Annotated in this window: 28 protein-coding genes, 1 pseudogene and 1 riboswitch; of the genes and pseudogenes, 17 read left to right on the top strand and 12 right to left on the bottom strand. The window is 66.2% G+C overall.

Features of this window, described 5'->3' with window-relative positions; genetic code table 11:
- Positions 1 to 210: 210 nt before the first annotated feature.
- On the top strand, positions 211 to 675 hold the full coding sequence (locus QE385_RS09475) for a hypothetical protein (protein WP_307101222.1): 465 nt from the start codon (positions 211 to 213) through the stop codon (positions 673 to 675).
- Positions 676 to 685: 10 nt separating this feature from the next.
- On the top strand, positions 686 to 1303 hold the full coding sequence (locus QE385_RS09470; RefSeq protein WP_307101219.1) for a DUF1826 domain-containing protein: 618 nt from the start codon (positions 686 to 688) through the stop codon (positions 1301 to 1303).
- Positions 1304 to 1348: 45 nt separating this feature from the next.
- Here the strand turns inward: QE385_RS09470 and QE385_RS09465 are convergent, their stop codons facing one another.
- Complete coding sequence (locus tag QE385_RS09465; RefSeq protein WP_307101217.1) at positions 1349 to 1759, bottom strand: hypothetical protein; 411 nt, start codon at positions 1757 to 1759, stop codon at positions 1349 to 1351.
- Between QE385_RS09465 and QE385_RS19850 the strand changes: the two genes are divergently transcribed.
- Complete coding sequence (locus tag QE385_RS19850; RefSeq protein ID WP_373424715.1) at positions 1652 to 1903, top strand: GlyGly-CTERM sorting domain-containing protein; 252 nt, start codon at positions 1652 to 1654, stop codon at positions 1901 to 1903. The two genes, QE385_RS09465 and QE385_RS19850, sit on opposite strands and share 108 nt — an antisense overlap.
- Here the strand turns inward: QE385_RS19850 and QE385_RS09460 are convergent.
- A complete protein-coding gene (locus QE385_RS09460; RefSeq protein ID WP_261270221.1) occupies positions 1814 to 2380 on the bottom strand; it encodes an HNH endonuclease in 567 nt (188 codons plus the stop codon). The genes QE385_RS19850 and QE385_RS09460 overlap by 90 nt on opposite strands.
- Before the next feature lie 110 nt (positions 2381 to 2490).
- Here QE385_RS09460 and gluQRS point away from each other — a divergent pair.
- The 8 genes and pseudogenes from gluQRS (at position 2491) to thiC (ending at position 10798) form a co-directional block, all read left to right on the top strand.
- A pseudogene (gluQRS, locus tag QE385_RS09455) lies at positions 2491 to 3358 on the top strand (tRNA glutamyl-Q(34) synthetase GluQRS).
- A gap of 10 nt (positions 3359 to 3368) precedes the next feature.
- Entirely contained in the window at positions 3369 to 3596 is a 228-nt protein-coding gene (locus tag QE385_RS09450) for a twin transmembrane helix small protein (protein ID WP_307101213.1), read from the top strand.
- Between the two features lie 4 nt (positions 3597 to 3600).
- Positions 3601 to 4164: a cob(I)yrinic acid a,c-diamide adenosyltransferase gene (locus QE385_RS09445; RefSeq protein WP_307101211.1), complete on the top strand. Its 564-nt coding sequence runs from the start codon at positions 3601 to 3603 to the stop codon at positions 4162 to 4164.
- Positions 4165 to 4204: 40 nt separating this feature from the next.
- Positions 4205 to 5476, top strand: a complete 1272-nt coding sequence (gene egtB / locus QE385_RS09440; protein ID WP_307101209.1) for an ergothioneine biosynthesis protein EgtB — start codon at positions 4205 to 4207, stop codon at positions 5474 to 5476.
- A gap of 2 nt (positions 5477 to 5478) precedes the next feature.
- Positions 5479 to 6456, top strand: a complete 978-nt coding sequence (egtD, locus tag QE385_RS09435; protein WP_307101207.1) for an L-histidine N(alpha)-methyltransferase — start codon at positions 5479 to 5481, stop codon at positions 6454 to 6456.
- 200 nt (positions 6457 to 6656) lie between these two features.
- Positions 6657 to 7613: a ferritin-like domain-containing protein gene (locus QE385_RS09430; RefSeq protein WP_307104659.1), complete on the top strand. Its 957-nt coding sequence runs from the start codon at positions 6657 to 6659 to the stop codon at positions 7611 to 7613.
- Positions 7614 to 7651: 38 nt separating this feature from the next.
- A complete protein-coding gene (locus QE385_RS09425) occupies positions 7652 to 8668 on the top strand; it encodes a ferritin-like domain-containing protein (protein ID WP_307101205.1) in 1017 nt (338 codons plus the stop codon).
- A gap of 146 nt (positions 8669 to 8814) precedes the next feature.
- A riboswitch (TPP riboswitch) is annotated at positions 8815 to 8905 on the top strand.
- A 45-nt stretch (positions 8906 to 8950) separates the two neighbouring features.
- On the top strand, positions 8951 to 10798 hold the full coding sequence (gene thiC, locus QE385_RS09420; protein WP_307101203.1) for a phosphomethylpyrimidine synthase ThiC: 1848 nt from the start codon (positions 8951 to 8953) through the stop codon (positions 10796 to 10798).
- 131 nt (positions 10799 to 10929) lie between these two features.
- Here the strand turns inward: thiC and QE385_RS09415 are convergent, their stop codons facing one another.
- The 3 genes from QE385_RS09415 to ung form a co-directional block, all read right to left on the bottom strand.
- On the bottom strand, positions 10930 to 11982 hold the full coding sequence (locus tag QE385_RS09415) for a restriction endonuclease (protein WP_307101202.1): 1053 nt from the start codon (positions 11980 to 11982) through the stop codon (positions 10930 to 10932).
- A 96-nt stretch (positions 11983 to 12078) separates the two neighbouring features.
- On the bottom strand, positions 12079 to 12387 hold the full coding sequence (locus QE385_RS09410; protein ID WP_307101200.1) for an alkylphosphonate utilization protein: 309 nt from the start codon (positions 12385 to 12387) through the stop codon (positions 12079 to 12081).
- A gap of 78 nt (positions 12388 to 12465) precedes the next feature.
- A complete protein-coding gene (ung, locus tag QE385_RS09405) occupies positions 12466 to 13161 on the bottom strand; it encodes a uracil-DNA glycosylase (protein ID WP_307101198.1) in 696 nt (231 codons plus the stop codon).
- A 115-nt stretch (positions 13162 to 13276) separates the two neighbouring features.
- On the opposite strand from ung, the gene QE385_RS09400 reads away from it, so the two are divergent.
- On the top strand, positions 13277 to 13657 hold the full coding sequence (locus QE385_RS09400) for a hypothetical protein (RefSeq protein ID WP_307101196.1): 381 nt from the start codon (positions 13277 to 13279) through the stop codon (positions 13655 to 13657).
- Between the two features lie 24 nt (positions 13658 to 13681).
- Here QE385_RS09400 and QE385_RS09395 read toward each other — a convergent pair whose 3' ends face one another.
- Entirely contained in the window at positions 13682 to 14125 is a 444-nt protein-coding gene (locus QE385_RS09395) for a DUF1810 domain-containing protein (protein ID WP_307101194.1), read from the bottom strand.
- Between the two features lie 71 nt (positions 14126 to 14196).
- Between QE385_RS09395 and QE385_RS09390 the strand changes: the two genes are divergently transcribed.
- Complete coding sequence (locus tag QE385_RS09390) at positions 14197 to 14709, top strand: hypothetical protein (protein ID WP_307101193.1); 513 nt, start codon at positions 14197 to 14199, stop codon at positions 14707 to 14709.
- A gap of 41 nt (positions 14710 to 14750) precedes the next feature.
- On the opposite strand, the gene QE385_RS09385 is transcribed toward QE385_RS09390, so the two are convergent.
- From QE385_RS09385 to recQ, 5 genes are all read right to left on the bottom strand, one after another.
- Positions 14751 to 15647 carry a MipA/OmpV family protein gene (locus QE385_RS09385; protein WP_307101191.1) on the bottom strand — a complete coding sequence of 299 codons (897 nt, stop codon included), beginning with the start codon at positions 15645 to 15647 and terminating at the stop codon, positions 14751 to 14753.
- A 71-nt stretch (positions 15648 to 15718) separates the two neighbouring features.
- Positions 15719 to 16138, bottom strand: a complete 420-nt coding sequence (locus QE385_RS09380) for a DUF2141 domain-containing protein (protein ID WP_373424652.1) — start codon at positions 16136 to 16138, stop codon at positions 15719 to 15721.
- Positions 16062 to 16844 carry a sterol desaturase family protein gene (locus QE385_RS09375; protein WP_373424714.1) on the bottom strand — a complete coding sequence of 261 codons (783 nt, stop codon included), beginning with the start codon at positions 16842 to 16844 and terminating at the stop codon, positions 16062 to 16064. The genes QE385_RS09380 and QE385_RS09375 overlap by 77 nt, the downstream gene beginning before the upstream one ends.
- Before the next feature lie 697 nt (positions 16845 to 17541).
- Entirely contained in the window at positions 17542 to 18066 is a 525-nt protein-coding gene (locus QE385_RS09370) for a GNAT family N-acetyltransferase (RefSeq protein WP_307101185.1), read from the bottom strand.
- 13 nt (positions 18067 to 18079) lie between these two features.
- On the bottom strand, positions 18080 to 19849 hold the full coding sequence (recQ, locus tag QE385_RS09365; RefSeq protein ID WP_307104657.1) for a DNA helicase RecQ: 1770 nt from the start codon (positions 19847 to 19849) through the stop codon (positions 18080 to 18082).
- A gap of 154 nt (positions 19850 to 20003) precedes the next feature.
- Between recQ and QE385_RS09360 the strand changes: the two genes are divergently transcribed.
- The 3 genes from QE385_RS09360 (at position 20004) to QE385_RS09350 (ending at position 22244) form a co-directional block, all read left to right on the top strand.
- Positions 20004 to 20288, top strand: a complete 285-nt coding sequence (locus QE385_RS09360) for a CsbD family protein (RefSeq protein ID WP_307101183.1) — start codon at positions 20004 to 20006, stop codon at positions 20286 to 20288.
- 427 nt (positions 20289 to 20715) lie between these two features.
- Entirely contained in the window at positions 20716 to 21297 is a 582-nt protein-coding gene (locus QE385_RS09355) for a TIGR00730 family Rossman fold protein (RefSeq protein ID WP_307101180.1), read from the top strand.
- The gene (locus QE385_RS09350) at positions 21294 to 22244 is read left to right on the top strand and encodes a phytoene/squalene synthase family protein (RefSeq protein ID WP_307101178.1); all 951 of its coding nucleotides are present in this window, start codon (positions 21294 to 21296) and stop codon (positions 22242 to 22244) included. The genes QE385_RS09355 and QE385_RS09350 overlap by 4 nt, the downstream gene beginning before the upstream one ends.
- Before the next feature lie 54 nt (positions 22245 to 22298).
- Here QE385_RS09350 and QE385_RS09345 read toward each other — a convergent pair whose 3' ends face one another.
- Complete coding sequence (locus tag QE385_RS09345) at positions 22299 to 22529, bottom strand: hypothetical protein (RefSeq protein WP_307101176.1); 231 nt, start codon at positions 22527 to 22529, stop codon at positions 22299 to 22301.
- Between the two features lie 122 nt (positions 22530 to 22651).
- On the opposite strand from QE385_RS09345, the gene QE385_RS09340 reads away from it, so the two are divergent.
- Entirely contained in the window at positions 22652 to 24619 is a 1968-nt protein-coding gene (locus QE385_RS09340) for a S9 family peptidase (RefSeq protein WP_307101174.1), read from the top strand.
- Positions 24620 to 24642: the final 23 nt, after the last annotated feature.

Genomic DNA, 24642 nt, shown 5'->3' with positions numbered 1-24642 from the left:
AATATCCTGTGTCATCGGACTGCAAAATTGCGTGCTGGCATGCGGTGGGGCGCGTCGCTTGTCGAAGTGTCCGCCGCAGCAAGATTTCCTTACAGACCAGCGATGATATGTAATATCATAAAGGGCAAAAGCGGGCCGGGATGCTGGTTGGTCGACGCGCTCCCGCGTGGTCGCGAACGGCATCCCGACCATTGGAGAAAGGCAGGAACGATGTTCACCGAAGAGCTGGTCCACACGGCGCTACAGACCTGGTGCGACAATGTGGTGGCGGTCGGCCGGGTTCATGCCGAGGGCGGCGACGTCGGGGCCTTCGCGTCCCGGATCCTGAGCGACAATTACGATTACGACCATGGCAAGGTGCTGTTCAAGCCGACGCTGACCTTCGGCGCGAAGACCTATCGCCCGACCAAGGAGGGGGCGCTCGCCTATTTCATCGGCGGCAATGCGGACTTTCCCGACGACAAGGGGTTCAAGCTGAAGCCCTGGGTGAAGGTCTGGTACAGCAAGCTCGACTATATCCTGCACGGCGACCTGGCGATCGTGCAGTGCAACGTGCACTTCATCGGCGAGGATGACAGCCATATCTTCGTGAACAAGAGCTTCGTGTTCAAGCAATGCGAGGATGGGAGGGTGCGGATCATCCTTCACCAGTCGTCGCTGCCCTATCAGCCGTAACGCCGGGGCGATGACCGCGATCGGCATGGCGCGGCGGGTCGCCATCGGTGGCGATAGCGCGCTGCTCGATCATATCGCGCGGCCCGATACGGCTCTGGCCATCTGGTGGCGTCGCTTGCCCCCGCCGCTCCGGGCGGCGCTGGACGCGCTCGACCTGGACGGTGTCGACAGCCTGTCGGTCGAGACCGATCTCGGCGGGTCGGTGGACGCCGCCTTGCGCGCGGCGGGATATGCGCGGGCGGTGCGCGAGATGCTGGGGGTGGACATCGACCGTCTCGTCCGGCGTCTCGCCGCGCTGACCGGCGAGGATCGCCTGCGCGTCCGGCTCGCGGTCGGCCAGGGCGGGACCGGCCACCAGTTCCACGCCGACCGCTCCCCCATCGCGCTGCGATGCACCTATATCGGCCCCGGCCTCCAATGGTGCTGCGCCGAGGGGCCCGACGCGATCTGCGAGGTGCCGACCGGGGCGGTGGGCGTGTTCAAGGGGCGGATGCTGCTCGACCCGCCCAGGGTCCTCCACCGTGCGCCGCCCGGTGGCGGTCGCCGCCTCGTGCTGGCGATCGATCCGGTGCATGACGGCGAGCGGGACCGATCGGGGCCGTTCCTCCCCAGCGCCGATCCCTGTTGACGCGGAAGCGGCGCGGCGGACGAGCGGGCGCCGCCGCCCTGCGGCTCAGTTCATATTCCCCGGCGCGCCGCTGGTCGCACCCGTCGCGACCGGGTTGGTCGGGGTTGCGGGGCGCTCGGTGCGCGACGCCTCGCGTTCCTCGGAGGTGACGGTGCCGTCGCGGTTCAGGTCCATCCGGTCGAAGCGCGCCAGCATCCCCTCGAAAAACTCGCTTTCGGTGATCTCGCCGTCCTTGTTGCGATCCAGCTCCCACAAGCGCGAACGGCTCGCGGGCATTTCGTCGGCGGTGATGATGTCGTTGCCGTCGCGGTCGAGTTCGCGGAAGCGGCGCGCCATCATGCTGCCGAAATCGACGCGGGACGTGACCGAGGGAGGGACGAAGCCCGCCTTGGCGGCGGCGCGATCGGCTTCGGCGCGATTCTCTTCCTTCTTGCCGCAGGCCGTCGTCGCCAGCATCGCCACCATCCCGAGGCCTATCGCCCATTCCCGCATCGCCGACTCCCAGGTTCGTTACGCTTCCAGCTCAACGTCCCAGTACAGCCAGTCGTGCCATGTTTCATGCAGATAATTGGGCGGGAAGCTGCGCCCATGTTCCTGTAAATGCCAGTTTGTCGGGCGGATCGGCTCGATATGCAGCGGCATTCCGGCCTGGCGCGGGGTGCGCCCGCCCTTCTTCAGATTGCACGGCGCGCAGGCGGTGACGACATTCTCCCAGGTCGTCCGGCCCCCTTGGGCGCGCGGGATGACATGGTCGAAGGTCAGGTCGCGATGCGACCCGCAATATTGGCAGGAGAAGCGGTCGCGCAGGAACAGGTTGAAGCGGGTGAAGGCCGGAAATTGCGACGGCTTCACGAATTGCTTGAGCGCGATGACCGAGGGCAGCTTGACCTTGGCGGTCGGGCTGCGCACCTCGCGCTCATAATGGGCGACGATATCCACCCGGTCGAGGAACACGGCCTTCACCGCGGTCTGCCAGGGCCAGACCGACAGCGGATAATAGGACAGCGGCGTATAGTCCGCATTCAGCACAAGTGCCGGACAACTGTCCGGGTGTCGGATCAGGTCGGGATGAAACACAGCTCCTCCCTTCGTGGTACGCCGACGCTATTCGCGCAGGCGCGTGACATGGCTATGACACTGGACGCTATGAGAACATGGGATGGGAAACGCGGTCAAGGGGGCGGGCGATGAGCGGAGCCCACCCGCCCGCCACCCGCCCCGTCACGCGGTTCGCGCCCAGCCCGACCGGGCGGCTGCATCTGGGCCATGCGCTGTCGGCGGTGCGCGCGCACGATCTGGCGCGCGCGGGCGGCGGGCGCTTCCTGCTGCGCATCGAGGATATCGACGGCACGCGCAGCCGACCCGAACATGTCGACACGATCCTGCGCGACCTGGAATGGCTGGGGCTGGAATGGGACGATCTATCCTTCCAGTCGGAGCGGCTGGACCTGTATGCGGCGGCGCAGGCGCGCCTGGCCGATCTGCTCTATCCCTGTTTCTGCACCCGTGCCGAGATCGCCGCCAGCCTGTCGGCGCCGCATGGGGCCGTGGCGGTCTATCCGGGGACGTGCCGCCATCTGCCCCCCGAGGTGCGCGCCGCGCGGATGGCGATGCCGCATGGCTGGCGTCTCGACATGGCGCGCGCCGCCGGACGCACGGGGCCGCTGAGCTGGCAGGACGACCGCGCGGGCATCGTCGCCGGCGATCCGCTGGCGCATGGCGACGTGATCCTGGCGCGCAAGGATGCGCCCGCCAGCTATCATCTGGCGGTGACGGTCGACGATGCCGCGCAGGGCGTCACCCATTGTGGTGCGCGGGGTCGACCTGTTCGACGCCACCCATGTCCACCGGCTGCTCCAGGCGCTGCTCGGCCTGCCGACGCCGCTCTATCATCATCATCCGCTGATCCTGGGCGCCGATGGCCAGCGGCTCGCCAAGCGCCACGGCGCGCCTGCGCTGGCCGCGATGCGCGAGGGCGGCGAGGATGGTCGCGCGCTGGCGGACGCGCTGCGCCGCAATATGCTTCCCGCTGGATTTCGGCTGGGGGAGGCGTAAGCTCCGCGCCATGACCACATTTCTCGTGATCCTGCTGATCGCGGCGATGCTCGCCACCCTGGTCGCGCTGGTGCGCGGCATCATCACCTTTTTGCAGGAAGCCACGGCGGAGGCGAAGGGCGAGGGGCCGACCGCGTCGCAGCTGAAATCCAACCGGATGATGCAGCAGCGCATCTTCTTCCAGGCGCTGGCGATCACCATCGTCGTGCTGCTGCTGTTCCTGGCGGGGCGGACCTGATCCGATGGTCAAGCTGACGAAGATCTACACCCGCACCGGCGATGCGGGCACGACCGGGCTGGTCGACGGGTCGCGCCGGTCCAAGGCGGATGCGCGGCTGATCGCGATCGGCGAGGTGGACGAGGCGAACAGCGCGATCGGCGTCGCGTTGCTGAGCATGGAGGGACCGCTCGCCGAGCAGCTGACGCGGATCCAGAACGACTTGTTCGACCTGGGCGCCGATCTCGCCACGCCCGACCATGTCGAGGGGGCGCTGCGCATCCTGCCCGAACAAGTCGCGCGGCTGGAGGACGAGATCGACGCGATGAACGCGCAGCTGGCACCGCTGACCAGCTTCATCCTGCCCGGCGGCACGCCGGCGGCGGCGCACCTGCATCTGGCGCGCGCGATCACCCGGCGGGCCGAGCGGGCGGGCGTCGCGCTTTCGGAGCATGAGGCGACCAATCCGTCCGCCCTCGCCTACCTCAACCGCCTGTCGGACTGGCTGTTCGTCGCGGCACGGGTGGTGAACAAAAACGGCGCATCGGACGTTCTTTGGGTTCCAGGAGGGGTGCGGGCGAGACGGTAACGGGCCGGTCGCTGTTCCCCGCAATCCGGGGAGCAGCCGAATGCCGACCTTCGTACCGTCGTCCGCGACGGCGCCGACGCCTGCCGACGAACTGGCATCCCGCTATCGCGCCGTCCGCGCGCTGACCCTGTCGCTGGCCGAGCCGCTGTCCGACGCCGACGCGACCGTGCAGTCGATGCCCGACGCCTCGCCCGCCAAGTGGCACATGGCGCACACGACCTGGTTCTTCGAGACGTTCGTGCTGCGCGACCATGTGCCGGACTATCGGCTGCACGATCCGCGCTTTCCCTTCCTGTTCAACAGCTATTACGAGGCGGAGGGCAAACGCCACGCGCGCCATCGTCGCGGGATGATCACCCGCCCGACGCTGGACGAGGTGCGGGCGTACCGCGCGCATGTCGATGCCGCGCTGCTGGCGGCGCTGCCCGACCTGCCCGACGCGGCGCGCGAGCTGGTCGCGCTGGGATGCCATCACGAGGAGCAGCATCAGGAGCTGTTCGTCACCGACATCCTGCACCTCTTCTCCGAAAACCCGCTGGAGCCCGCGCTCTATCCGCCCGAGCCCAAGGCCCCCGTCGCGATGCCCGGCCCGATCGGCTGGATCGAGGGGCAGGCGGGCGTGGTCCGGATCGGCCATGACGGACAGGGCTTCGCCTTCGACTGCGAGGGGCCGCGCCACGACGTTCTGCTCCATCGCCATGCCATCGCCGATCGCTCGGTCACCAATGCCGAATGGATGCAGTTCATCGCCGATGGCGGTTACCACGATCCCCGGCTCTGGCTGTCGGACGGCTGGGCCTGGGTGAAGGGAGAGGGGATCGCCGCACCGCTTTATTGGGAAGAGCGCGACGGCGGCTGGACCCGTTTCGGGCTGGACGGCCGCCGCGCGGTCGATCCCGCCGCCCCGGTGACGCATGTCAGCTTCTACGAGGCGGATGCCTTTGCCAGCTGGGCGGGCGCGCGGCTGCCGACCGAGATGGAGTGGGAAGCCGCCGCCGCCGCGCATGATCCGGCGGGGGGCAATCAGATGGAGGCGGGCGGCGCGGTCGAGCCGCGTCCCGCGACCCATGGCCCCGCCTTTTTCGGCGATGTCTGGGAATGGACCGGCAGCGCCTATCGTCCCTATCCCGGCTTTCGCGCCGTCGAGGGGGCGGTCGGCGAATATAATGGCAAGTTCATGAACGGGCAGTTCGTCCTGCGCGGCGGCAGCTGCGCGACGCCGCGCGGCCATGCCCGCGCCTCCTATCGCAACTTCTTCTACCCCCATCAGCGCTGGCAGTTCACCGGCGTCCGTCTGGCAAAGGACCTGTAATCATGCTGAAGCCCGAGATCGAGGATGGTCAGATGTCGCTGACCGATCCCGCCTTCCGCGCCGATGTCCTTGCCGGACTGGAGCGCCGCCCCCGCGCCATCCCCGCCCGCTGGTTCTATGACCGCAAGGGGTCCGAGCTGTTCGAGGCGATCACCGACCTGCCCGAATATTATCCCACCCGCGCCGAGACCGCGATCCTGAAGACCATCTGCCCCGACCTCGTCGCGCATGTCGGCAAGGGGCGCGCGGTGGTCGAGTTCGGATCGGGCTCCTCGACCAAGACGCCGGTGCTGCTGCGCTGCGTCGAACCGTCGGCCTATGTGCCGATCGACATTTCGGGCGACTTCCTGCGCGAATCCGCGCGCAATCTGCAACAGGCCTTTCCCGACCTGCCCATCCATCCGCTGGAGGGGGATTTCATGCACCCGCTGACGCTACCCGCGATGGTGGCGGAGGCGCCGAAGCTGGGCTTCTTCCCCGGCTCGACCATCGGCAACATGACGCCCGCCATGGCGACCGACCTGCTGCGCGCGATGCGCGGTTCGCTGGGTGAGGGGGCGATGCTGCTGATCGGGATGGACCGCGCCAAGTCCAGCGAGATCCTGGTCCCCGCCTATGACGATGCGCAGGGCGTGACGGCGGCGTTCAACCGCAACCTGCTCGACCGGATCAACCGCGAGCTGGACGGCACCATCCCAGTCGAGGCGTTCCGCCACCGCGCGGTGTGGAACGACGATCGCTCGCGAATCGAGATGCACCTGGCCGCGACCCGCGATGTCGCCTTCACTATCGAGGGCCGCCCCTTCGCCATGGCCGCGGGCGAGACGATCCACACCGAGAACAGCCACAAATACGGCCCCCGCGACGCCAAGATCCTGCTGCGCGCGGGCGGCTGGACTCCGGTCGCGCAATGGAGCGATCCGGACGACATGTTCGCGGTCTATCTCGCCGAGGCGCAATCGGTTCGTCTTGCTCCCTGAACGTTTCGCCGTATCGAATCGCGGTCTAACCGGACAGGTGAAAAGAGTTGCGTCTTTTCTGGGGGTCGTAACGTTTCGCTTTTCGGTCGGGCGTTGGGCTTTACCCTGAAAAGTCTTCCCGCTTGACCCTCTTGCAAGTCTATCTGCTGGCAAAGAACCGACAGATAGACTTGCGAGGGTTCCATACCGGGAGGAGCATGATGACCGAAAGCGCACACCTGCTCGACGCATTTGACGCACGGGCCCAGCGCCGCGATCAACGACGCGAGTTCTTCAAGACGGCGATGGGCGCCGCCGCCGCCGGCGTCGCGGCCTTTACCCTGACCAGCAAGGCGGGGGCCCAGTCGACAGTCACCGACGCGGATATCCTGAACTTCGCGTTGAACCTCGAATATCTCGAAGCGCAATTCTATGCCTTTGCCGCCAATGGCACCGGCCTCGCCTCCAGCCAGTTGACCGGCACGGGCACGCAGGGCGCGGTTACCGGCGGCAAGAAGGTGACGTTCACCGACCCGATCGTCGAGCAATATGCCCGCGAGATCGCGGCCGACGAAGCCGCGCATGTCGCGTTCCTGCGCACCGCGCTGGGCAGTTCGGCGGTGGCGCAGCCCGCGATCAATATCTCGGGCGACGCGAACGGCGCGTTCACCGCGGCCGCGCGCGCGTCGGGCGTGATCGACTCCAACGCGACCTTCGACCCTTACGCCTCGGACGAGAATTTCCTGCTCGGCGCCTATATCTTCGAGGATGTCGGCGTGACCGCCTATAAGGGGGCCTCACCGCTGATCAGCAACAAGACCTTTCTCCAGGCGGCTGCCGGAATCCTAGCGGTCGAGGCCTATCATGCCGCGATCGTCCGCACGACGCTCTATGCCAAGGGAATTCAGACCCCGGCGCTGATCACCGCGGCGGGCAAGATCTCGGACGCGCGCGACAGCCTGGACGGGACCACCGACCTGGATCAGGGCATCGCCGCGACCACGGTCGGCGGACAGCAGGTGTCCAACATCGTGCCGCTCGACTCCAACGGGATCGCGTTCAGCCGCACGCCGCAGCAGGTGCTGAATATCGTCTATCTCAACAAGGCGTCGGCCACGCTGGGCGGATTCTTCCCCGCCGGCGTCAACGGCACCCTGCGCGCGAGCGCGGCCAACTGATCTCCCCCTTTTTCCTCGTTCCGAGAGGATTTTTCATCATGAGCGAAGAACGCTTCATTCTCGATGTGATCGAAGAGGCTTCGGCCAAGCGCCGGTCCGACCGGCGCCGTTTCATGCGCATGGCCGCCGGGGCCGGTGCGGTGGGTGGGCTGGCCATGCTGGGCGCGTGCGGCAGCGACGATAACGACGTCATCGTCCTGCCGACGCCCACCCCGACCGCGACGGCGGGTTCGGTCACCGATGCCGATGTCCTGAACTTCGCGCTTCAGCTGGAATATCTGGAAGCGCAATTCTACAGCTATGCCGCCTTCGGCGCGGGCCTGTCCTCCTCGCTTCAGGCGGGGACGGGGACGCAAGGCTCGGTGGCGACCAGCACCAGCGGACAGCCGCGACAGGTCGCGTTTCAGGACCCATTGGTGGCGCAATATGCTCGCGAGATCGCCTATGACGAGATCGCGCACGTCACCTTCCTGCGCAACGCACTGGGCTCCAGCGCGGTGGCGCAGCCCGCGATCAACCTGTCGGGCGATGCCAATGGCGCCTTCACGGCGGCGGCGCGCGCGGCCGGGGTGATCGGATCGACCGGAACCTTCGACCCCTATGCCTCGGACGAGAATTTCCTGCTCGCCGCCTATATCTTCGAGGATGTCGGCGTCACCGCCTATATGGGCGGGGTCACGCTGCTCTCCAACAAGACCTTTGTCGAGGCGGCGGCGGGCATCCACGCGGCCGAGGCCTATCATGCGGGCCTGGTCCGCTCGGTCATCTATCGCAAGGGGCTGAGCAACGGAACGCTGATCACCGCGGCGAACCAGATTTCGGACGCGCGTGACAGCCTGGACGGCTCGACCGACCTCGATCAGGGCATCACCGTCACCGCCAACGGCGTCACGTCGGCGAATATCGTGCCCGCCGATTCCAACGCCGTCGCCTTTGTCCGCACGCCGCAGCAGGTGCTGAACGTCGTCTATCTCAACAAGGCGGCGGTGACCGGCGGCGGCTTCTTCCCGAGCGGCCTGAACGGCAATGTACGGACCAGCGCGGCCAGCGGCTGACGTATTCTGTCCCACGAGGGGTGATCGCCCCGGTCGGCCGCCAGCCCCTGGCCGACCGGGGCTTTTTCATGCGTCCGCCCGGCCGCACGGGGCATTTCGGCGGAAAGCCCTTCTGCTGGGCGCGATTTGCGCTTATGCAGGGCCCATCCCCGGGGGAGCGCTGACCTGCGCTTGAGAGGGGGGCAAGAGCCCCCGACCCGCTGAACCTGATCCGGCTGACACCGGCGTAGGGAGGGAGCGGCCCCGTCTCTCATGGTCCGTTTCCTCCGCATGGAGTGGACTATGGCAGATATCCCCGCAAAGGCTGAAATTGGCGTCACCACCGGCCCCATTCGTGGGTCGAAGAAGATTCATGTCGGCCCGCTGGGCGTCGCGATGCGCGAAATCCATCTCGACCCGTCTTCGGGCGAGCCGCCCTTGCGCGTCTATGACACCAGCGGCCCGTACACCGATCCGAACGCCCGCATCGACATCATGGCGGGCCTGCCGCAGATCCGCCGCGACTGGATCGAGGCGCGCGGCGATGTCGAGGCCTATGACGGTCGCGAGATCCGCCCCGAGGACAATGGCCAGCTCGGCCCCGACCGTTCGGGCGGCGTGCCGCAATTCCCGCGCACCGGGCTGAACCGCCCGCTACGCGCCAAGCCCGGCGTGAACGTCAGCCAGATGCACTATGCCCGGCGTGGTATCATCACGCCCGAGATGGAATATGTCGCGACCCGCGAGAATCTGGGCCGCGAGATGCTGCGCGAATATGTCCGCGACGGCGAGAGCTTCGGCGCTGCCATCCCCGATTACGTGACCCCCGAATTCGTCCGCGACGAAGTGGCGCGCGGCCGGGCGATCATCCCCAACAATATCAACCACCCCGAATCCGAGCCGATGGCGATCGGCCGCAACTTCCTGGTCAAGATCAACGCCAATATCGGCAATTCGGCGGTCGCCTCCAACGTGGCGTCCGAAGTCGACAAGCTGGTCTGGTCGATCCGCTGGGGCGCGGACACGGTCATGGACCTGTCGACCGGCCGCAACATCCACGACACGCGCGAATGGATCATCCGCAACTCGCCCGTGCCGATCGGCACCGTCCCCATCTATCAGGCGCTGGAAAAGGTCGGCGGCATCGCCGAGGAGCTGACCTGGGAAATCTTCCGCGACACGCTGATCGAACAGGCCGAGCAGGGCGTCGATTATTTCACCATCCATGCGGGCGTGCGCCTGCCCTATATCCCGCTGACCGCCAAGCGCGTCACCGGCATCGTGTCGCGCGGCGGCTCGATCATGGCGAAATGGTGCCTGGCGCATCACAAGGAGTCGTTCCTCTACGAACGCTTCGACGAGATCACCGAGATCATGAAGGCCTATGACATCGCCTATTCGCTGGGCGACGGCCTGCGCCCCGGCGCGATCGCCGACGCCAATGACGAGGCGCAGTTCGCCGAGCTCTACACACTGGGCGAGCTGACCAAGCGGGCTTGGGAACAGGACGTGCAGGTCATGATCGAGGGCCCCGGCCATGTGCCGATGCACAAGATCAAGCAGAATATGGACAAGCAGCTGGAGGCGTGCGGCGAGGCGCCCTTCTATACCCTCGGGCCGCTGACGACGGACATCGCGCCGGGTTACGACCATATCACCAGCGGCATCGGCGCGGCGATGATCGGTTGGTACGGCACGGCGATGCTCTGCTACGTCACGCCCAAGGAGCATCTGGGCCTGCCCGACCGCGACGACGTGAAGGTCGGGGTCGTGACCTACAAGCTGGCCGCCCACGCCGCCGACCTGGCCAAGGGGCACCCGGCCGCCAAGATGCGCGACGACGCCCTGAGCCGCGCCCGCTTCGAGTTCCGCTGGCGCGACCAGTTCAACCTGTCGCTCGACCCGGACACGGCGGAATCCTACCACGACCAGACGCTCCCGGCGGAGGGCGCCAAGACCGCGCATTTCTGTTCGATGTGCGGCCCGAAATTCTGCTCGATGAAGATCACGCAGGAGGTTCGGGAATTCGCGGCCAAGCAGAACGCGCCGGTCGAAACCTTTGTCGCGGCGGAGGACGCCGAGGCGGGGATGCAGCAAATGAGCGAGAAATTCCGCGAGAAGGGCGGGGAGGTTTACCTTCCGGCGGAGTAATGAAAAAGGAGCCGCCCCCGACGATGGGGCGGCCTCTACATGCGTGAATTCGCCCGAATTTTTATGGCAGCTAAGCAATTAATCGCTTGATGGCTCGATGCTAATGGGAGGCGATAATATGAGAATACATGTCAAAAGGGTGGTTTTACATCAGATCGGTACGGTGGGCACATTGTTGCACTCTGAAAAAAACCATGTTTTTCTTTGTATTTACTCCACATTAGCGCATCATCAAAATTCCGAATTTTCGGCGCGCGCACGTTCCACCAATCAGGATCTTCTTCCGTTGATGTGGAGGGATGCGTACGGTAAATTTTATAGTAAAGCGGCTCTTTGAATTCCAAATAGTATGCATCGTCATCAACGTCAAAATAATCGGAATTTGGCAGGGTGATTTGTAAGCGAACTTCCCAGTTTATAATTTGCCCATCAATATTTTCTCGAAGCTGGCTTTTAACAGAGAGCTTATCGAGATCAGGAGTTTTGTGTGCGGGGATGAGATAGTCTGCCCAGCATGTGTAAAAACACCCGTTTGGTGTATCGTGCCATATCGCTCGCACGCGTATACTTTCTTCGGAGCCTACCGCCACATTATCAAGTTCGCCAATGATTGTTTCTAAAAATTGCAAGCTGGGGGGAGCGATGCCAGATCGACTTTCCACGAACAGAAAATGCCCATCGAAGTGGGCAGTCCATCTCTGTTCACGCTCGGTGAAAAATATTTTCCATTGATCGGGTCGTGGATTGTAAAATGCGTTTTGCGCGAGAGAATAATTTTGATGTGTTAGGAGGCGATTTTCGATATCGAAGCCATCCCACACAAGTGTGTCAATATGTCTAGTTTGCTGAATTTCTTGTAATTTTCGCGTTAATTCGGACGATGGTTGCGTAGAAGTTGCGAGTAAAAATCCAGAAGCATTAGAGCGATGACATCGATCTATGATGTCAATAACGTCAGATACGCCAACTGAACGCTTAGAATGCGCGAAATGTTTGCAATCAACGAGCCAGATTTTTTCGTTCGAAAAAAGCGGACCCTTTTGAATTTCTGTTGCTATCAGATCTCGTCCGCTGTCAGGGCCAACCCCGGTCCAATTGGGCTTCAGCCCCGAGCGTAGTAATATGTCGCGAATAAGTTGCTCGAAGCGAATACCATCTTTGGGTAGATTGGTGAAATCGAGCATGAGCTGCCTCTCGCTGGTAGGGGGAATGGTGTGAGCAAGTGACTCATTCCCCGAAGCAGTGATACCAACGTTATTTAGCTCGTAACATCACTTTCATCACCGCTTCCGCACAAACTCCGCACGCAGGACCAACCCCTTGATCCCGTCGAACTTGCAGTCGATTTCCTGCGCGTCGCCGGTCAGGCGGATCGACTTGATCAGCGTGCCGCGCTTCAGCGTCTGGCCTGCGCCCTTGACGGTCAGGTCCTTGATCAGCGTCACCTGATCCCCGTCGCTCAGCACATTGCCGACCGAGTCGCGCACCACGACCGCATCGTCATCGGCCGTCCCGGCCTTCGCCGCCGCATCGGCTGCGCTGATCCATTCGCCGGTCGCTTCGTCATAGACATAGTCGTCGTCGGCCATCGCCCTTGTCCTTATCTGATCGGTGGAATGGCGGGCCCTATGCGCGCTTGGCGGAAATGATGCCAGTGCGATTACAGATCAGTCCAGCGGCGGCAGCGCCCAGTCGATCGGCTCGCGGCCATGCTCGACCAGAAAGGCGTTGGCGCGCGAAAAGGGCTTCGATCCGAAGAAGCCGCCGCGTGCCGACAGGGGCGAGGGGTGGACCGAGGTCAGGACGCAATGCCGCCCGCCACCCATCTCGCGGACGAAGCCCGCCTTTTTCTGGGCATAGGCGCCCCACAGGATGAAGACGACCGGCTCGGGCTTGGCGGCGACGGCGCGGATCACCGCGTCGGTGAACCGCTCCCACCCGCGCCCCTGGTGCGAGGCGGCCTGGCCCATCCGCACGGTCAGCACCGAGTTGAGCAGCAACACCCCCTGTCGCGCCCAATGGTCGAGCAGCCCGTGGGAGGGCGGCGCGATGCCCAGGTCGGTCGCCATCTCCTTGTAAATGTTGACCAGGCTGGGCGGCGGGCGGACGCCCGGCTGGACCGAGAAGGCCAGGCCATGCGCCTGACCCTCGCCATGATAGGGGTCCTGCCCCAGGATCACGACGCGCACCTCAGGCAACGGGGTCAGGTCGAGCGCGCGGAACCAGTCCTTGGGCCGGGGAAAGACCCGCTGGCCGCTGGCGCGCTCGTCGGCGAGGAAGGTCTTGAGCGCCTTCATATAGGGTTCGTCGAACTCGCCACGTAAGGGCAGCAGCCAGCTCTCGTGCAGGTGAATGTCGCTCATGGTCCCGTCATGCAGAAGCTGTCTTGGCCGCGCAACCGGGATCGCCGATAGTCGTTATGCAAGCGATACGGTCGCGCGCCCGCGGCCGCTGCGTTCGATTTGGAGGAGGAAGATCATGAAGCGTTCCACCATCGCCCTCGCCGTTCTGGCCGCCGCGCTCCCGCTGGCCGCCTGCGGGTCCTCGACCGAAGCCGGCAACACCAGCAGCGCGGCCGTGACCAGCAATGGCAGCGAGATGAGTGCGGACGCGCTGGGCGCCAAGATCCGTGCGCTTCCCGAGGGGCAGCGGCGCGGCGTCCTGTTCCGGGCGATCCGCGATGCCGGGCCGTCGGGGGCGAGCTGCCAGTCGGTCACCGCGATGAAGGAGGCCGCCCCGGTCAACGGCAATCCGAGCTGGAACGCGGTGTGCGACGGCACCGCGCAATGGACGATCGTGATGACCGCCGACCAGTCGGCCAGCGTCACCGGCCCCGGCCCGGTCACGATTAAGAGCTGAGCCATCCGAAAGGGCCGCCCGGCGTCACCCCGCCGGGCGGTTCAGCCGTTCGAGCGTGGCGGGGTCCGGCTGCCCTCCGAAGAACCGCTCCAGCCCATGGCGGAACGGGGCCGGATTGTCCGCCACCGCCGCGAACAGGGTCAGCGAGGATCGCAGCTTGATGGTATCGATACCGCCGAATATCGCCTCCGCCGATCCGGGCGCGGCCACCGCCGCCGCCACGGCCTCGTACAGCCGGGCCCCGAGCAGCGGATGCGCCAGATAGGCCCGCGCCTCCCCCGCGTCCGCGATGGCGTAGAAGCGCGCGGTCTCGCTGCGGCCCAGTCCGGCGATCTGGGGAAAGACGAACCACATCCAGTGGCTTCGCTTTCGCCCGGCACGCAGTTCGGCCAGGGCGATGTCATGCTGGGTCCGCTGGGCCTCGACAAAGCGATCGAGCGCGGCATCATGGGGGGCAGGGGGCGTCATGCCCCGGCAACCGGTCGCGGCGTCGATGCGTTCCCGCGACTGCAAAAGAAGAATGTTTTCAGGAGAGTATGATGCGCCGTCTTGCCCTGATCGCCCCCCTCGCGCTGCTGGCGCTCGCGGCTTGCGGCAGCAAGGACGGGGATGCGGACTCCGACGTGGCGCCGGGCAATTTCACCCCGCCGGGCACCGCGCGGCCGACGCCGATCCCGGGCGTGGCGCAGGTCAATCCGCTGACCGCCTATATCGGCCATTATCCGGGGGACGCGGTCGACGGGGTGAGCTTCTTCGACCGGACCGAGGTGGCGAGCGCGCTGCACGATGCGGTGGGCGACCAGTCGCTGGTCCGGCGGATCATGTCGCGCGGCGCGGTGACGGTGCCGATCTTCGCGCAGGGCAAGTCCGGCATCGCCGCGCATGGCTGCACCCCGCATGACTGCGCCGACAACAACTGGACGGTGGCGCTGGATACCAGGACGGGCAAGGCGCAGGTCTGCTACCATGACCGCGAGACGATGGGCGACCGCAGCCAATGGTATATGGGCGGCGCGCCGGTCACGCGCCCGGACGAATGCCCGCAGGAATGAGGGGGGGGCGGGTCGGTCGCTCCCGCCCCGCCCCGCTCGCGTCAGAAGGTGTAGGCCAGCCCCAGCGCGCCCAGCCACTGGCTGCGCGAACCGACCTGCGACACGATCGGGCTGTCGGCGAAATTGCCCAGCTCCCGGCCATAGGTCAGCCCGCCGACGACCTTCCAGCCCTTCAGCAGATTGCCGGTGATCGAATAGGTGACGAGGCCGCCGATCGACCAGTCCTTCCACCCGCTGCGCGCGTTATAGACGGGCAGGCCGCTCGCCGCGCTCTGGTCGGGCGTGATCGAGAAATAGCGGCGGGCATAGCCGCGTCCGGCATGTTCGGCGGTGGCGAACAACCCGACCGCCGCCTTGGTCGACAGCGGGGTGAAATAATTGACCGAAGGCTGCCAGATGCCGCTGTCATGCACGCCGGTCACGTCGTGGCGATAGCTGAGAGAGACGGACAGCCGGTCATAGGGGCTGGTGATGACGCCGATCTTGCCGATGCCGACATAGCCGCCCAGCTCGACCGCCGCGCCGATCTTGCCCAGCGCGCGGACGCGGGGATTGTCGATTCCCGAGCTGGTGGTCCGGTCCAGATTGACCACGCCGATCGGCCCGGCCTGAATGTCCCAGTCGCGATTGGCCTTGTCGCCGATCAGGTCGACCGACAGGCGGTTGCCGATATAGGTGATGGTATGCCCGTCGATATAGGCGAGCGCGGCGGGCGCGGGGCTGAAGGAATAATCCTTCGACCCCTCATAATCGGGCAGATAGGCCGCGCCCAGACCGATGGTGATCGTGTTCTTGCCGAGCTGCCCCGCCATTTCGGCCGCCGCCGGGCTGGTGGCCGGTGCATTGTCCTGGGCTTGGGCAGGCATCGAGAGGGAGGCGGCGCCCAGGGCGATCAGCGGGGCGGCACCCCGTAGGATGGAGCGCGAGAAAAGGCGCAAGACGGAAAACTCCCTGAATCGGTTATCCGAAATGCAACGCTACGGTAACGATTTCGCTCCGGCGCTGTGTGTCAGAATATGTACCGCATCCTGATCTGTTGTGTTTCGGCAACAGAATCGAGCGCGAAACGGGCCGCGGTGAAACGCGGCGGGCCGAACCGGATCGCCGGATTGCGCGAAAAGCCGAAGCCTTCGCGCGGGATGCCCGCCAGCGTGTCCAGCTTGGCATTGTCATTCTCGTCATGGATGACGGCGGCGGCGTAATTGCCATGGGGCAGGCCGTCGAGATGGATGGCGCGCTGGCCCGCAGGCACCGATCGGGTCATCGCCCGCGCATCATCGACACAGGCGGGGAAATTGTCGGGGTCGGCGGTCAGGCACAGGCGGATCGAACCCTTGGCCGAGCGCAGCTGGTCAATCGCGATGTCCAGCCGACTGACCGGCGCGGCGCCGATCAGCGGCAGCGCGGCCAGCATCAGCGCCAGCGACACGGCGCGCGGCCTGCGCATGGGCGCGCTCAAAATCGCCAAGGCCGCGGTCGGTGCCGCAGAGCCGGTCCCAGAAACGGAAATAGAGTCCATAGTTGCACCCATATTGCTCATGATGCCGTTGATGGTGGCTTGCGGTAATGAGCCACCCCCCCAGGTGCCCCCGCCACATGAAGCGCGGGAAGATTTCCCAGCCCATATGGTTGGTGACGCCCATAACGGTCATGATCGTCAGCACCAAGCCGAGTGCGGCGACGTGAATCGGAATAAGAAAAACGAGTAGCGGAATTACCACAGCGCCGGTCACCGCCTCGATCGGGTGGAACGCCATCGCCGCCCATGCGGTGGGCGGGCGGCTGGCATGGTGGACGGCATGCGCGGCCTTGAAGACCGCCGGGCGGTGCATCCAGCGATGCGTCCAGTAGAACCAGGTGTCGTGCGCGACCAGATAGAGCAGGATCGAGACCGGCCAGTACCAGAGCGGCCAGGCATGGATGTCGGCATAGATTTGCGTCCATCCGCGATTCTGCCATCCCCAGGCGACGACCCCGGCGGGCACGCCATAGATGGCGGCGGAGGCGAGGCTCCATCCGATCTCGCGCCGGATCTGCGGGTCGAGCCCGGTATAGAGGTTCGGATGCCGCGCCCGCGTCGCCAGCGCGAACGCGCCCGAGGCGAGCAGATAGCGGACGCCGACGATCAGCGTCATGGCGATGGCGGACAGGATCAGGGCAAGCGTCACGGCGGACAGTGTAACCCATTGGGGGCGGGGCTTGAACCGCGATCGTCCGATCCTTGGCCTTTTGTTCGCGCGGAGGCGCGGAGGCGCAGAGAGGTTTGGGTGGGCACGGGCGTCAGGCGCCGGTTCGCCCGTCGCCCCTGCCGCACCGTCGGTGAAGAGAGGCGGCCTTCGGCCGGGCACTCCCTTTCCACGCCCCCGCGCGAACCCCAGCCCCATCCGCGAGCACATTCCCATGCACTTCGACTTCGCTCAGTGCGAACGGAGGGCGGGTCCGCATCTCCACGCCTTCGCGCGAACCCCCGCGCCCGTTCAGGCTGAGCGAAGTCGAAGCCCACGCCCCGCCCCATCCGCGAGCGCATTCCCGTGCACTTCGACTTCGCTCAGTGCGAACGGAGGGCGGGTCCGCGTCTCCACGCCTCGGCACGAACCCCCGGCCCGCTCAGGCTGAGCGAAGTCGAAGCCCACGCCCCACCCTATCCGCGAGCGTATTCCCGTGCACTTCGACTTCGCTCAGTGCGAACGGAGGGCGGGTCTGCATCTCCGCGCCTTCGCGCGAACCCCCGCGCCCGTTCAGGCTGAGCGAAGTCGAAGCCCATGCCCCGCCCCATCCGCGAGCGCATTCCCATGCGCTTCGACTCCGCTCCCCGCGAACGGAGGGCCGGGTTTACCCCCGGTGGAAAATCCGGATCGGCCGGTCGTGATACACCCCCTCGACCGGCGCGGCGTAACCCAGCTTCTCCGCGAGTCGGATCGACGCCGCGTTGCCCGGATCGATGATGCAGCAGGTCCGCCCGATGCCCCGCGCGTCCGCCCAGTCGAGCACCGCGCGCATCGCCTCGCCCGCATAGCCCCGGCCATGGGCCTTCGGAACCAGCGTCCACCCCGCCTCCGGCACCGTCAGTTCGGGCCGGATCTCACGGCGCGATTCCAGCAGGCCCATATCGCCGAGCACATCGCCCGTCGCTCGGTCGCATACCACCCAGGCGCCATAGCCGAATGCTGTCCACTGCCCGATCGAGCGCAGCAGCCGTATCCACACATCCTCTGGATGACGGGGCTTGCCGCCGATCCTCTCATACACCGCCGGTTCGGCCCACATTGCCGACAGCGCGCCGAGATCGTCGGGATGATGACCGCGCAAGGTCAGTCGCTCGGTGGTCAGGGTCGGGGCAGGGCTGGTGTAGGTCATAACGGGGGCGATATTAACCGGCGTCGCGGATCACCGCCAGAAAGGCTTCGCCATAGGCGTCCAGCTTGCGCGCGCCGATGCCCGACAGCAGCGACAGCGCCGCGCGGCTGGTCGGGCGCTGCGCCGCCATGTCGCGTAGCACCGAATCGTGGAAGATGACGTAAGGCGGCACCCCCGCCTCCTGCGCCAGTTCACGCCGCTTGGCGCGCAGCGCCTCGAACAGTGGATTGTCCGCCGGGTTGGCGGCAACCGGCGCGGCACGACGGCCCTTGCGCTCGCGCTTGGGCGGCACGACCAGCGACAGCCGCGCCTCGCCCTTGATCAGCGCGCGCGCGGCGGGGCCGAACTCCAGCCCGCCATGATGATTGGTGCGCAGCGCATCGCGCAGCAGCAGCGCGCGGTGGACCGGCTTGAGCAGCGCCACCTCGTCGCCGTCGACGATATTCCACACCGACAGCGCCTCATGCCCGTTCATCAGGCTGCGCTCGGTCGACTGGCCGGTCAGCACCTGTTCGATATAGCCCGCGCCGAACATCTGGCCGGTGCGGAACACCGCGGACAGGAATTTCTGCGCCACCGTCGTGGCATCGACCGCATCGGGCGAGCCCAGGCAATTGTCGCAATTGCCGCAATCCTCGGCCAGATCCTCGCCGAAATGGCGCAGCAGGATGCGGCGGCGGCATCCGCCCGTCTCGACCAGCGCTCCCAGTGCCGCCAGCCGCGCGCGCTCGCCGGGCTGGCGTTCGGGCTCCACCTCGGCGATGCGCTGGCGCGCACGGGCGAAGTCCTCCGCGCCCCAGAAGAGATGCGCGACCGACGGATCGCCGTCGCGGCCCGCGCGCCCGGTCTCCTGATAATAGGCCTCGATCGACTTGGGCAGCCCGGCATGCGCGACGAAGCGCACATCGGGCTTGTCGATCCCCATGCCGAAGGCGACGGTGGCGCAGATCACCATATCCTCGCTCGCCACGAAATCGGCCTGGTTCTTGGCGCGGATCGCGGGGTCCAGCCCGGCATGATAGGCGCGCACCGGCCGCCCGGTGCGGGCCAGCGCCTCGGCCAGCTTCTCGGTCGCGGCGCGCGTCTGGGCATAGACGATGCCGGGGCCGGGCGTGTCGGCGACCACCCGCGCGATCTGCAGGTTCACATTGGCCTTGGGACTGATCGCATAGCGGATATTGGGCCGATCGAAGCCCGAGACGATCATCCCCTCGACCGGGATGCCCAGCTGCTTGGCGATATCGGCGCGGGTATGCGCGTCGGCGGTCGCGGTCAGCGCGAGCCGGGGCACATCGGGGAACGCATCCATCAACGGCTCGAGCAGCCGGTAATCGGGGCGGAAGTCGTGGCCCCATTCGCTGACGCAATGCGCCTCGTCGATCGCGAACAGGCTGAGCGGCGCGGAGGCCAGCAGCTCGCGGAAATGCCCCGATGACGCGCGTTCGGGGGCGACATAGAGCAGGTCGAGCTGGCCGTCGCGGAAGCGCGCGACCGTCTCGGCGCGATTCTGGTCGACGCTGGTCAGCGTGGCGGCGCGGATGCCGACCGCCTCGGCCGCGCGCAACTGGTCGTGCATCAGCGCGATCAGCGGGCTGACCACGACGCAGCATCCGTCCATCATCACGGCGGGCAGCTGGTAGCAGAGCGACTTGCCCGCGCCGGTCGGCATCACCGCCAGCGTCCGCTGGCGATTCAGGACACGGTCGACCACCTGTTCCTGGACACCCCGGAACTGGCTGTACCCGAAAACTTCGTGGAGCTTGGCAAGGGGGTCGGCGACCATCGCCGTGCATGTAGCGACGCCGGGCGGATGGGGAAAGGGCGCGACGACGCGTGCGGGTCGATCCCGGCTCTCCATCGCGGCCGTTTCGGAAACATCGGCGGCCTCGCGGGTTTGATGCCCCAATCATTCCTGCCCCATGAAAGGAGATCTTTCGATGAACACCGACACGATCAACGGCACAGCCACCAATTTCGGCGGTCAGGTCAAGGAAGGCCTGGGCGGCGTGCTGGGCGACAAGACCATGCAGGCCGAAGGCAAGGGCGAACAGCTGGGCGGCAAGGCCCAGAAGGCTTTCGGCGACGCCAAGACCAGCGTCGACCAGGCGGTGCGTCCGCTGTTCGATCAGGTCCGCGACTTCGTCCGTGAGCGTCCGCTGGCCTCGGCCGCGCTGGGCGGCGTGGTCGGCATCGCGCTGCTCAACACGCTGCGCGGCAAGTAAGCGCCAAGGGCGGATCGACGGTCACCGATGCCTGTCCTTCCCTCGCCCCTCGCAGAGGGGAGAGGGGAGAGGGGAGAGGGGAGAGGGTTGCGCAGACTTGGCCTTTGCGAAAGCAAAGGCTTAGTCGGAGCTGGGTGAGGGGTGCATGCGCGTAGCGCGCGAGCCTTTGGGCTCGCTCAACCCCTCACTCAAGCTGCGCTAGCCAGCAGGCTGGCAAGCTTCGCTAACCCTCTCCCCTGTCCAGGGGAGAGGGCAAGAAGAAGCAATGCTGAATGTCGATCCGATCCAGTCCCATGGATGTGACGGGCGATGCGGGGTGACCGCGTCGCCCGTTTCTTCATGCGGTACGGGTGGTGGGCGGGCAGGGACAGGCGGTTCGCCGTAACCCGCTTGCCCCGTCCCGCCCCATCGCCTAGCGCTCGTCACCATGAAGCGATTGGCCATTTATTGCGGGTCGGCGACCCCCAGCGATCCCCTCTATATCGAAATGGCGCGGAGCGTCGGGCGCGGGCTGGCGGAGCGGGGGATCGGCGTCGTCTATGGCGGCGGACGGCTGGGCCTGATGGGCGCGGTCGCCGATGCGGCGCTGGCGGCCGGGGGCGAGGTGATCGGCATCATCCCGCAGGCGCTGGTCGATGCCGAGGTCGCGCATCGCGGCCTGACCGAGCTGCACGTCGTGCCTGGCATGCACGAGCGCAAGAAGGCGTTCACCGACCTGTCCGACGGCTTCATCACCATCGCGGGCGGCACCGGCACGATGGACGAGCTGTGGGAAGCGCTCAGCTGGGCGCAGCTGGGCTATCATGCCGATCCGGTCGGGCTGCTCAACACGGGCGGCTATTATGATCATCTCGTCGCCTTCTGGGACAAGATGGGCGAGGTCGGGTTCCTCCGGCCGCAGCACCGCGAGCTGCTGATCGTCGATACCACGCTCGACGGGTTGCTGGCCAAGATGACCGCGCATGTCCCGACCCAGCCGATCGTGCGCATGAACGCGGACGATCTGTGAACCACGCCGCCGACCCCGACGAGCGTGCAAGGCTGGTCGCGGCGGCGCGCGAATCGATCGCGAAGGGCTCGAAGAGTTTCGCGGCGGCCAGCCTGTTGTTCGATCCCGCGACGCGTGAGCGCGCCTGGCTGCTCTATGCCTGGTGCCGCCGCTGCGACGACATCGCCGACGGGCAGGATCACGGCCATGGCATGACCCGCGTGGCCGATGCGCCCGCGCGGCTGGCCGAGCTGACCGACAAGACCGAGGCGGCGCTGGCGGGGCGGGTCGTGGGCGATCCGGCGTTCGACGCGTTGCGTGTCGTGGCGGCGGAGACGGGGATGCCGCATCGCTGGCCGCGCGACCTGATCGCGGGCTTCGCGCTGGATGCCGAGGACTGGCGGCCCGACAGCGACGACGACCTCTATCGCTATTGCTATCATGTCGCGGGCGTCGTCGGCTGCATGATGGCGGTGACGATGGGCGTGGCACCCGATGACGAGGCGGTGCTCGACCGGGCCTGCGATCTGGGGATGGCGTTCCAGCTCGCCAATATCGCGCGCGACATCGCCGAGGATGCGGGCGCGGGGCGGCATTACCTGCCGCGCCAGTGGCTGGCCTATAAGAGCATCGCGCCCGACGCGATCATGGCGCCCTCGCACCGGCCGGGGCTGAGCGCGCTGGCCCGCCGCCTGACCGACCAGGCGGCGCGGTTCGAGGCGAGCGCGCGGATGGGGACGCCCGCGCTCTCCTATCGCTCGGCCTGGGCGGTGCTGTCGGCGGCGGCGATCTATGGCGCGATCGGGCGCAAGGTCGCCCGGCGCGGGAGGCGGGCCTGGGACAGCCGTGTCGGCACTAGCAAGGTGGAGAAGTTGCGCTTCATGGCCACCGCCAGCGTGCAGGCGGCGCGCCGGGGCAGCATGACGATCGTCCCACGCGACCCGACTTTATGGACCCGGCCGCGCTGATCCACTCCCTGCGCTGATTTCATATCCCGCTCAGGCTGAACGGCATTGGAGCCTTCACCCCCGCGACGGCTTGCGCTCGGCCTTCGCCATTTGCGCGCCGACCCGGCGGCAGTCCGCGCCGATGACGGGGAAGGGGACGTCGGTGTTGGCGGCGATCCGGTTGGCCAGATCGGCGCGGCACTGAGCCATGGTTTCATAGCGCGCGGGGACCATTCGGGCCTCGGTGCAATCGGTGCTGCCGTCGCCGCAGCCCAGGATCGCCATCACATAGAAAATCGGCTGCATATCACCGCCTCCACTTGGTCCTGAAAACGCCGGGCGGCGGCCAGCGGTTCCAAAATCGCGCTTGTCGGATGGCGACTGCGGTGTCATGCTTCACCAATACAGTCATTGGGTGGGAGCATGATATGGTGTTCAAGGCTTTGCTGGCGGCCGGGGCCGCGATGATGGTGGCGCAATCGGCGATGGCGGCGGACGTGCCGCTGATCGAGCGTGCCAAGCTGTTCGGCAATCCGACCAAGGTCGGCGGCCAGCTGTCCCCCGACGGCCAGTGGATCAGCTTCATCGCGCCGCGCGACGGGGTGCTCAACGTCTGGGTCGCGCCGATCGCCACGCCCGACCAGGCCAGGCCGCTGACCGCCGAGAAGGGCCGGCCGATCCGCCAGGCCTTCTGGTCGCCCGATTCCAAGTCGATCCTGTTCGTCAACGACAAGGGCGGCGACGAGAATTTCCTGCTCTACGGCGTCAATGTCGCGACCGGCGAGCAAAAGGCGCTGACCCCGTTCGAGAAGACGCGCGTCCAGATCGTCGGCACCAGCGAGACGATCAAGGACCGTATCCTGGTCGGCGTCAACAATCGCGATCCGCGCTGGCATGACGTGTACGAGCTGAACCTGACCACCGGCACGCTGACCAAGGTGATGCAGAATGACGGCTATGCCGGGTTCCTGGCCGACGACCAGCTGCACCTGCGCATGGCGGCCAAGGCGCGGCCCGATGGCGGTTCCGACTATTACCGGGTCAACGGCACCACCGTAGAGGCGAGCCCTGTCGTACAGTTCGGGCTGGACGATTCGCTGACCACCTCGCCGCTGGGCTTCACGGTGGACGGCAAGACGCTCTACTGGATGGACAGCCGGGGCCGGAACACCGCCGCGCTGATGGCGCAGGACATGGGCAGCGGCAAGATGGCCGTGATCGGCGAAAGCCCCAAGGCCGATGTCGGCGGCGGCCTGTTCAATCCCAGGACCGGCCGGGTCGAGGCCTATTCGGTCAATTATCTGAAGCGCGACTATGTCCCGGTCGGCGACGCGGTGAAGGCCGACCTCGCCTTTCTGAAGGCGCAGAACAAGGGCGAGTTCGCGATCGGGTCGCGCACCGATGCCGACGACAAATGGCTGGTGACCTTCGATCCGGTCACCGCGCCCGCCTCGACCTGGCTGTACGATCGCAAGGCGAAAAAGCTGACCCAACTCTATGTCAGCCGCCCCGAGCTGGCCGATGCGCCGCTGGTGCCGATGGAGGCGGTGGAGATCCCCGCGCGCGACGGCATGACGCTGGTGTCGTACCTGACCAGGCCCAAGGGCGTGACCGGGCCGGTGCCGATGGTGCTGTTCGTCCATGGCGGACCTTGGGCGCGCGACGGCTATGGCTATAATGGCTATCACCAGTGGCTCGCCAATCGCGGCTATGCGGTGCTGTCGGTCAATTATCGCGGCTCGACGGGCTTTGGTAAGAACTTCATCTCGGCGGGCGACCTGCAATGGGGCCGCAAGATGCATGACGACCTGATCGACGCGGTCGACTGGGCGGTCAAGCAGGGCGTGGCCGTGCCCGACAAGGTGGCGATCATGGGCGGCTCCTATGGCGGCTATGCGACGCTGGCGGGCCTGACCTTCACCCCGGACAAGTTCGCGTGCGGCGTCGACATCGTCGGCCCGTCGAACCTGTTCACGCTCCTGAAGACCATTCCGCCCTATTGGGAAGCGGGCAAGCAGCAATTCTACAAGCGGATGGGCGATCCCACGACCGAGGATGGCCGCGCGCTGCTGAAGGAACGCTCGCCGCTGACCTTTGTCGACCGGATCAAGAAGCCGCTGCTGATCGGGCAGGGCGCCAACGACCCGCGCGTCAATGTGGCGGAAAGCGACCAGATCGTCTCGGCGATGGCGGCGAAGAACATCCCCGTCACCTATGTCGTCTTCCCCGACGAAGGGCATGGCTTTGCGCGGCCCGCCAACAATATCGCCTTCAACGCGGTGGCGGAGAATTTCCTGGGCCCGTGCCTGGGCGGCCGCGCCGAGCCGATCGGGGATACGCTGAAGGCCTCGACCGCTGAGGTGAAGCATGGGGCGGAGTTCGTGAAGGGGTTGTAAGGGCGACCGGGGGCTCGGTGAGA

Origin of the sequence: Sphingomonas sp. SORGH_AS_0950, from assembly GCF_030818415.1 — a bacterium.
Taxonomy (GTDB): Bacteria; Pseudomonadota; Alphaproteobacteria; order Sphingomonadales; family Sphingomonadaceae; genus Sphingomonas.
The sequence above is the reverse complement of the archived record's forward strand: the minus strand, read 5'-3'. Positions and strand labels throughout refer to the sequence as shown.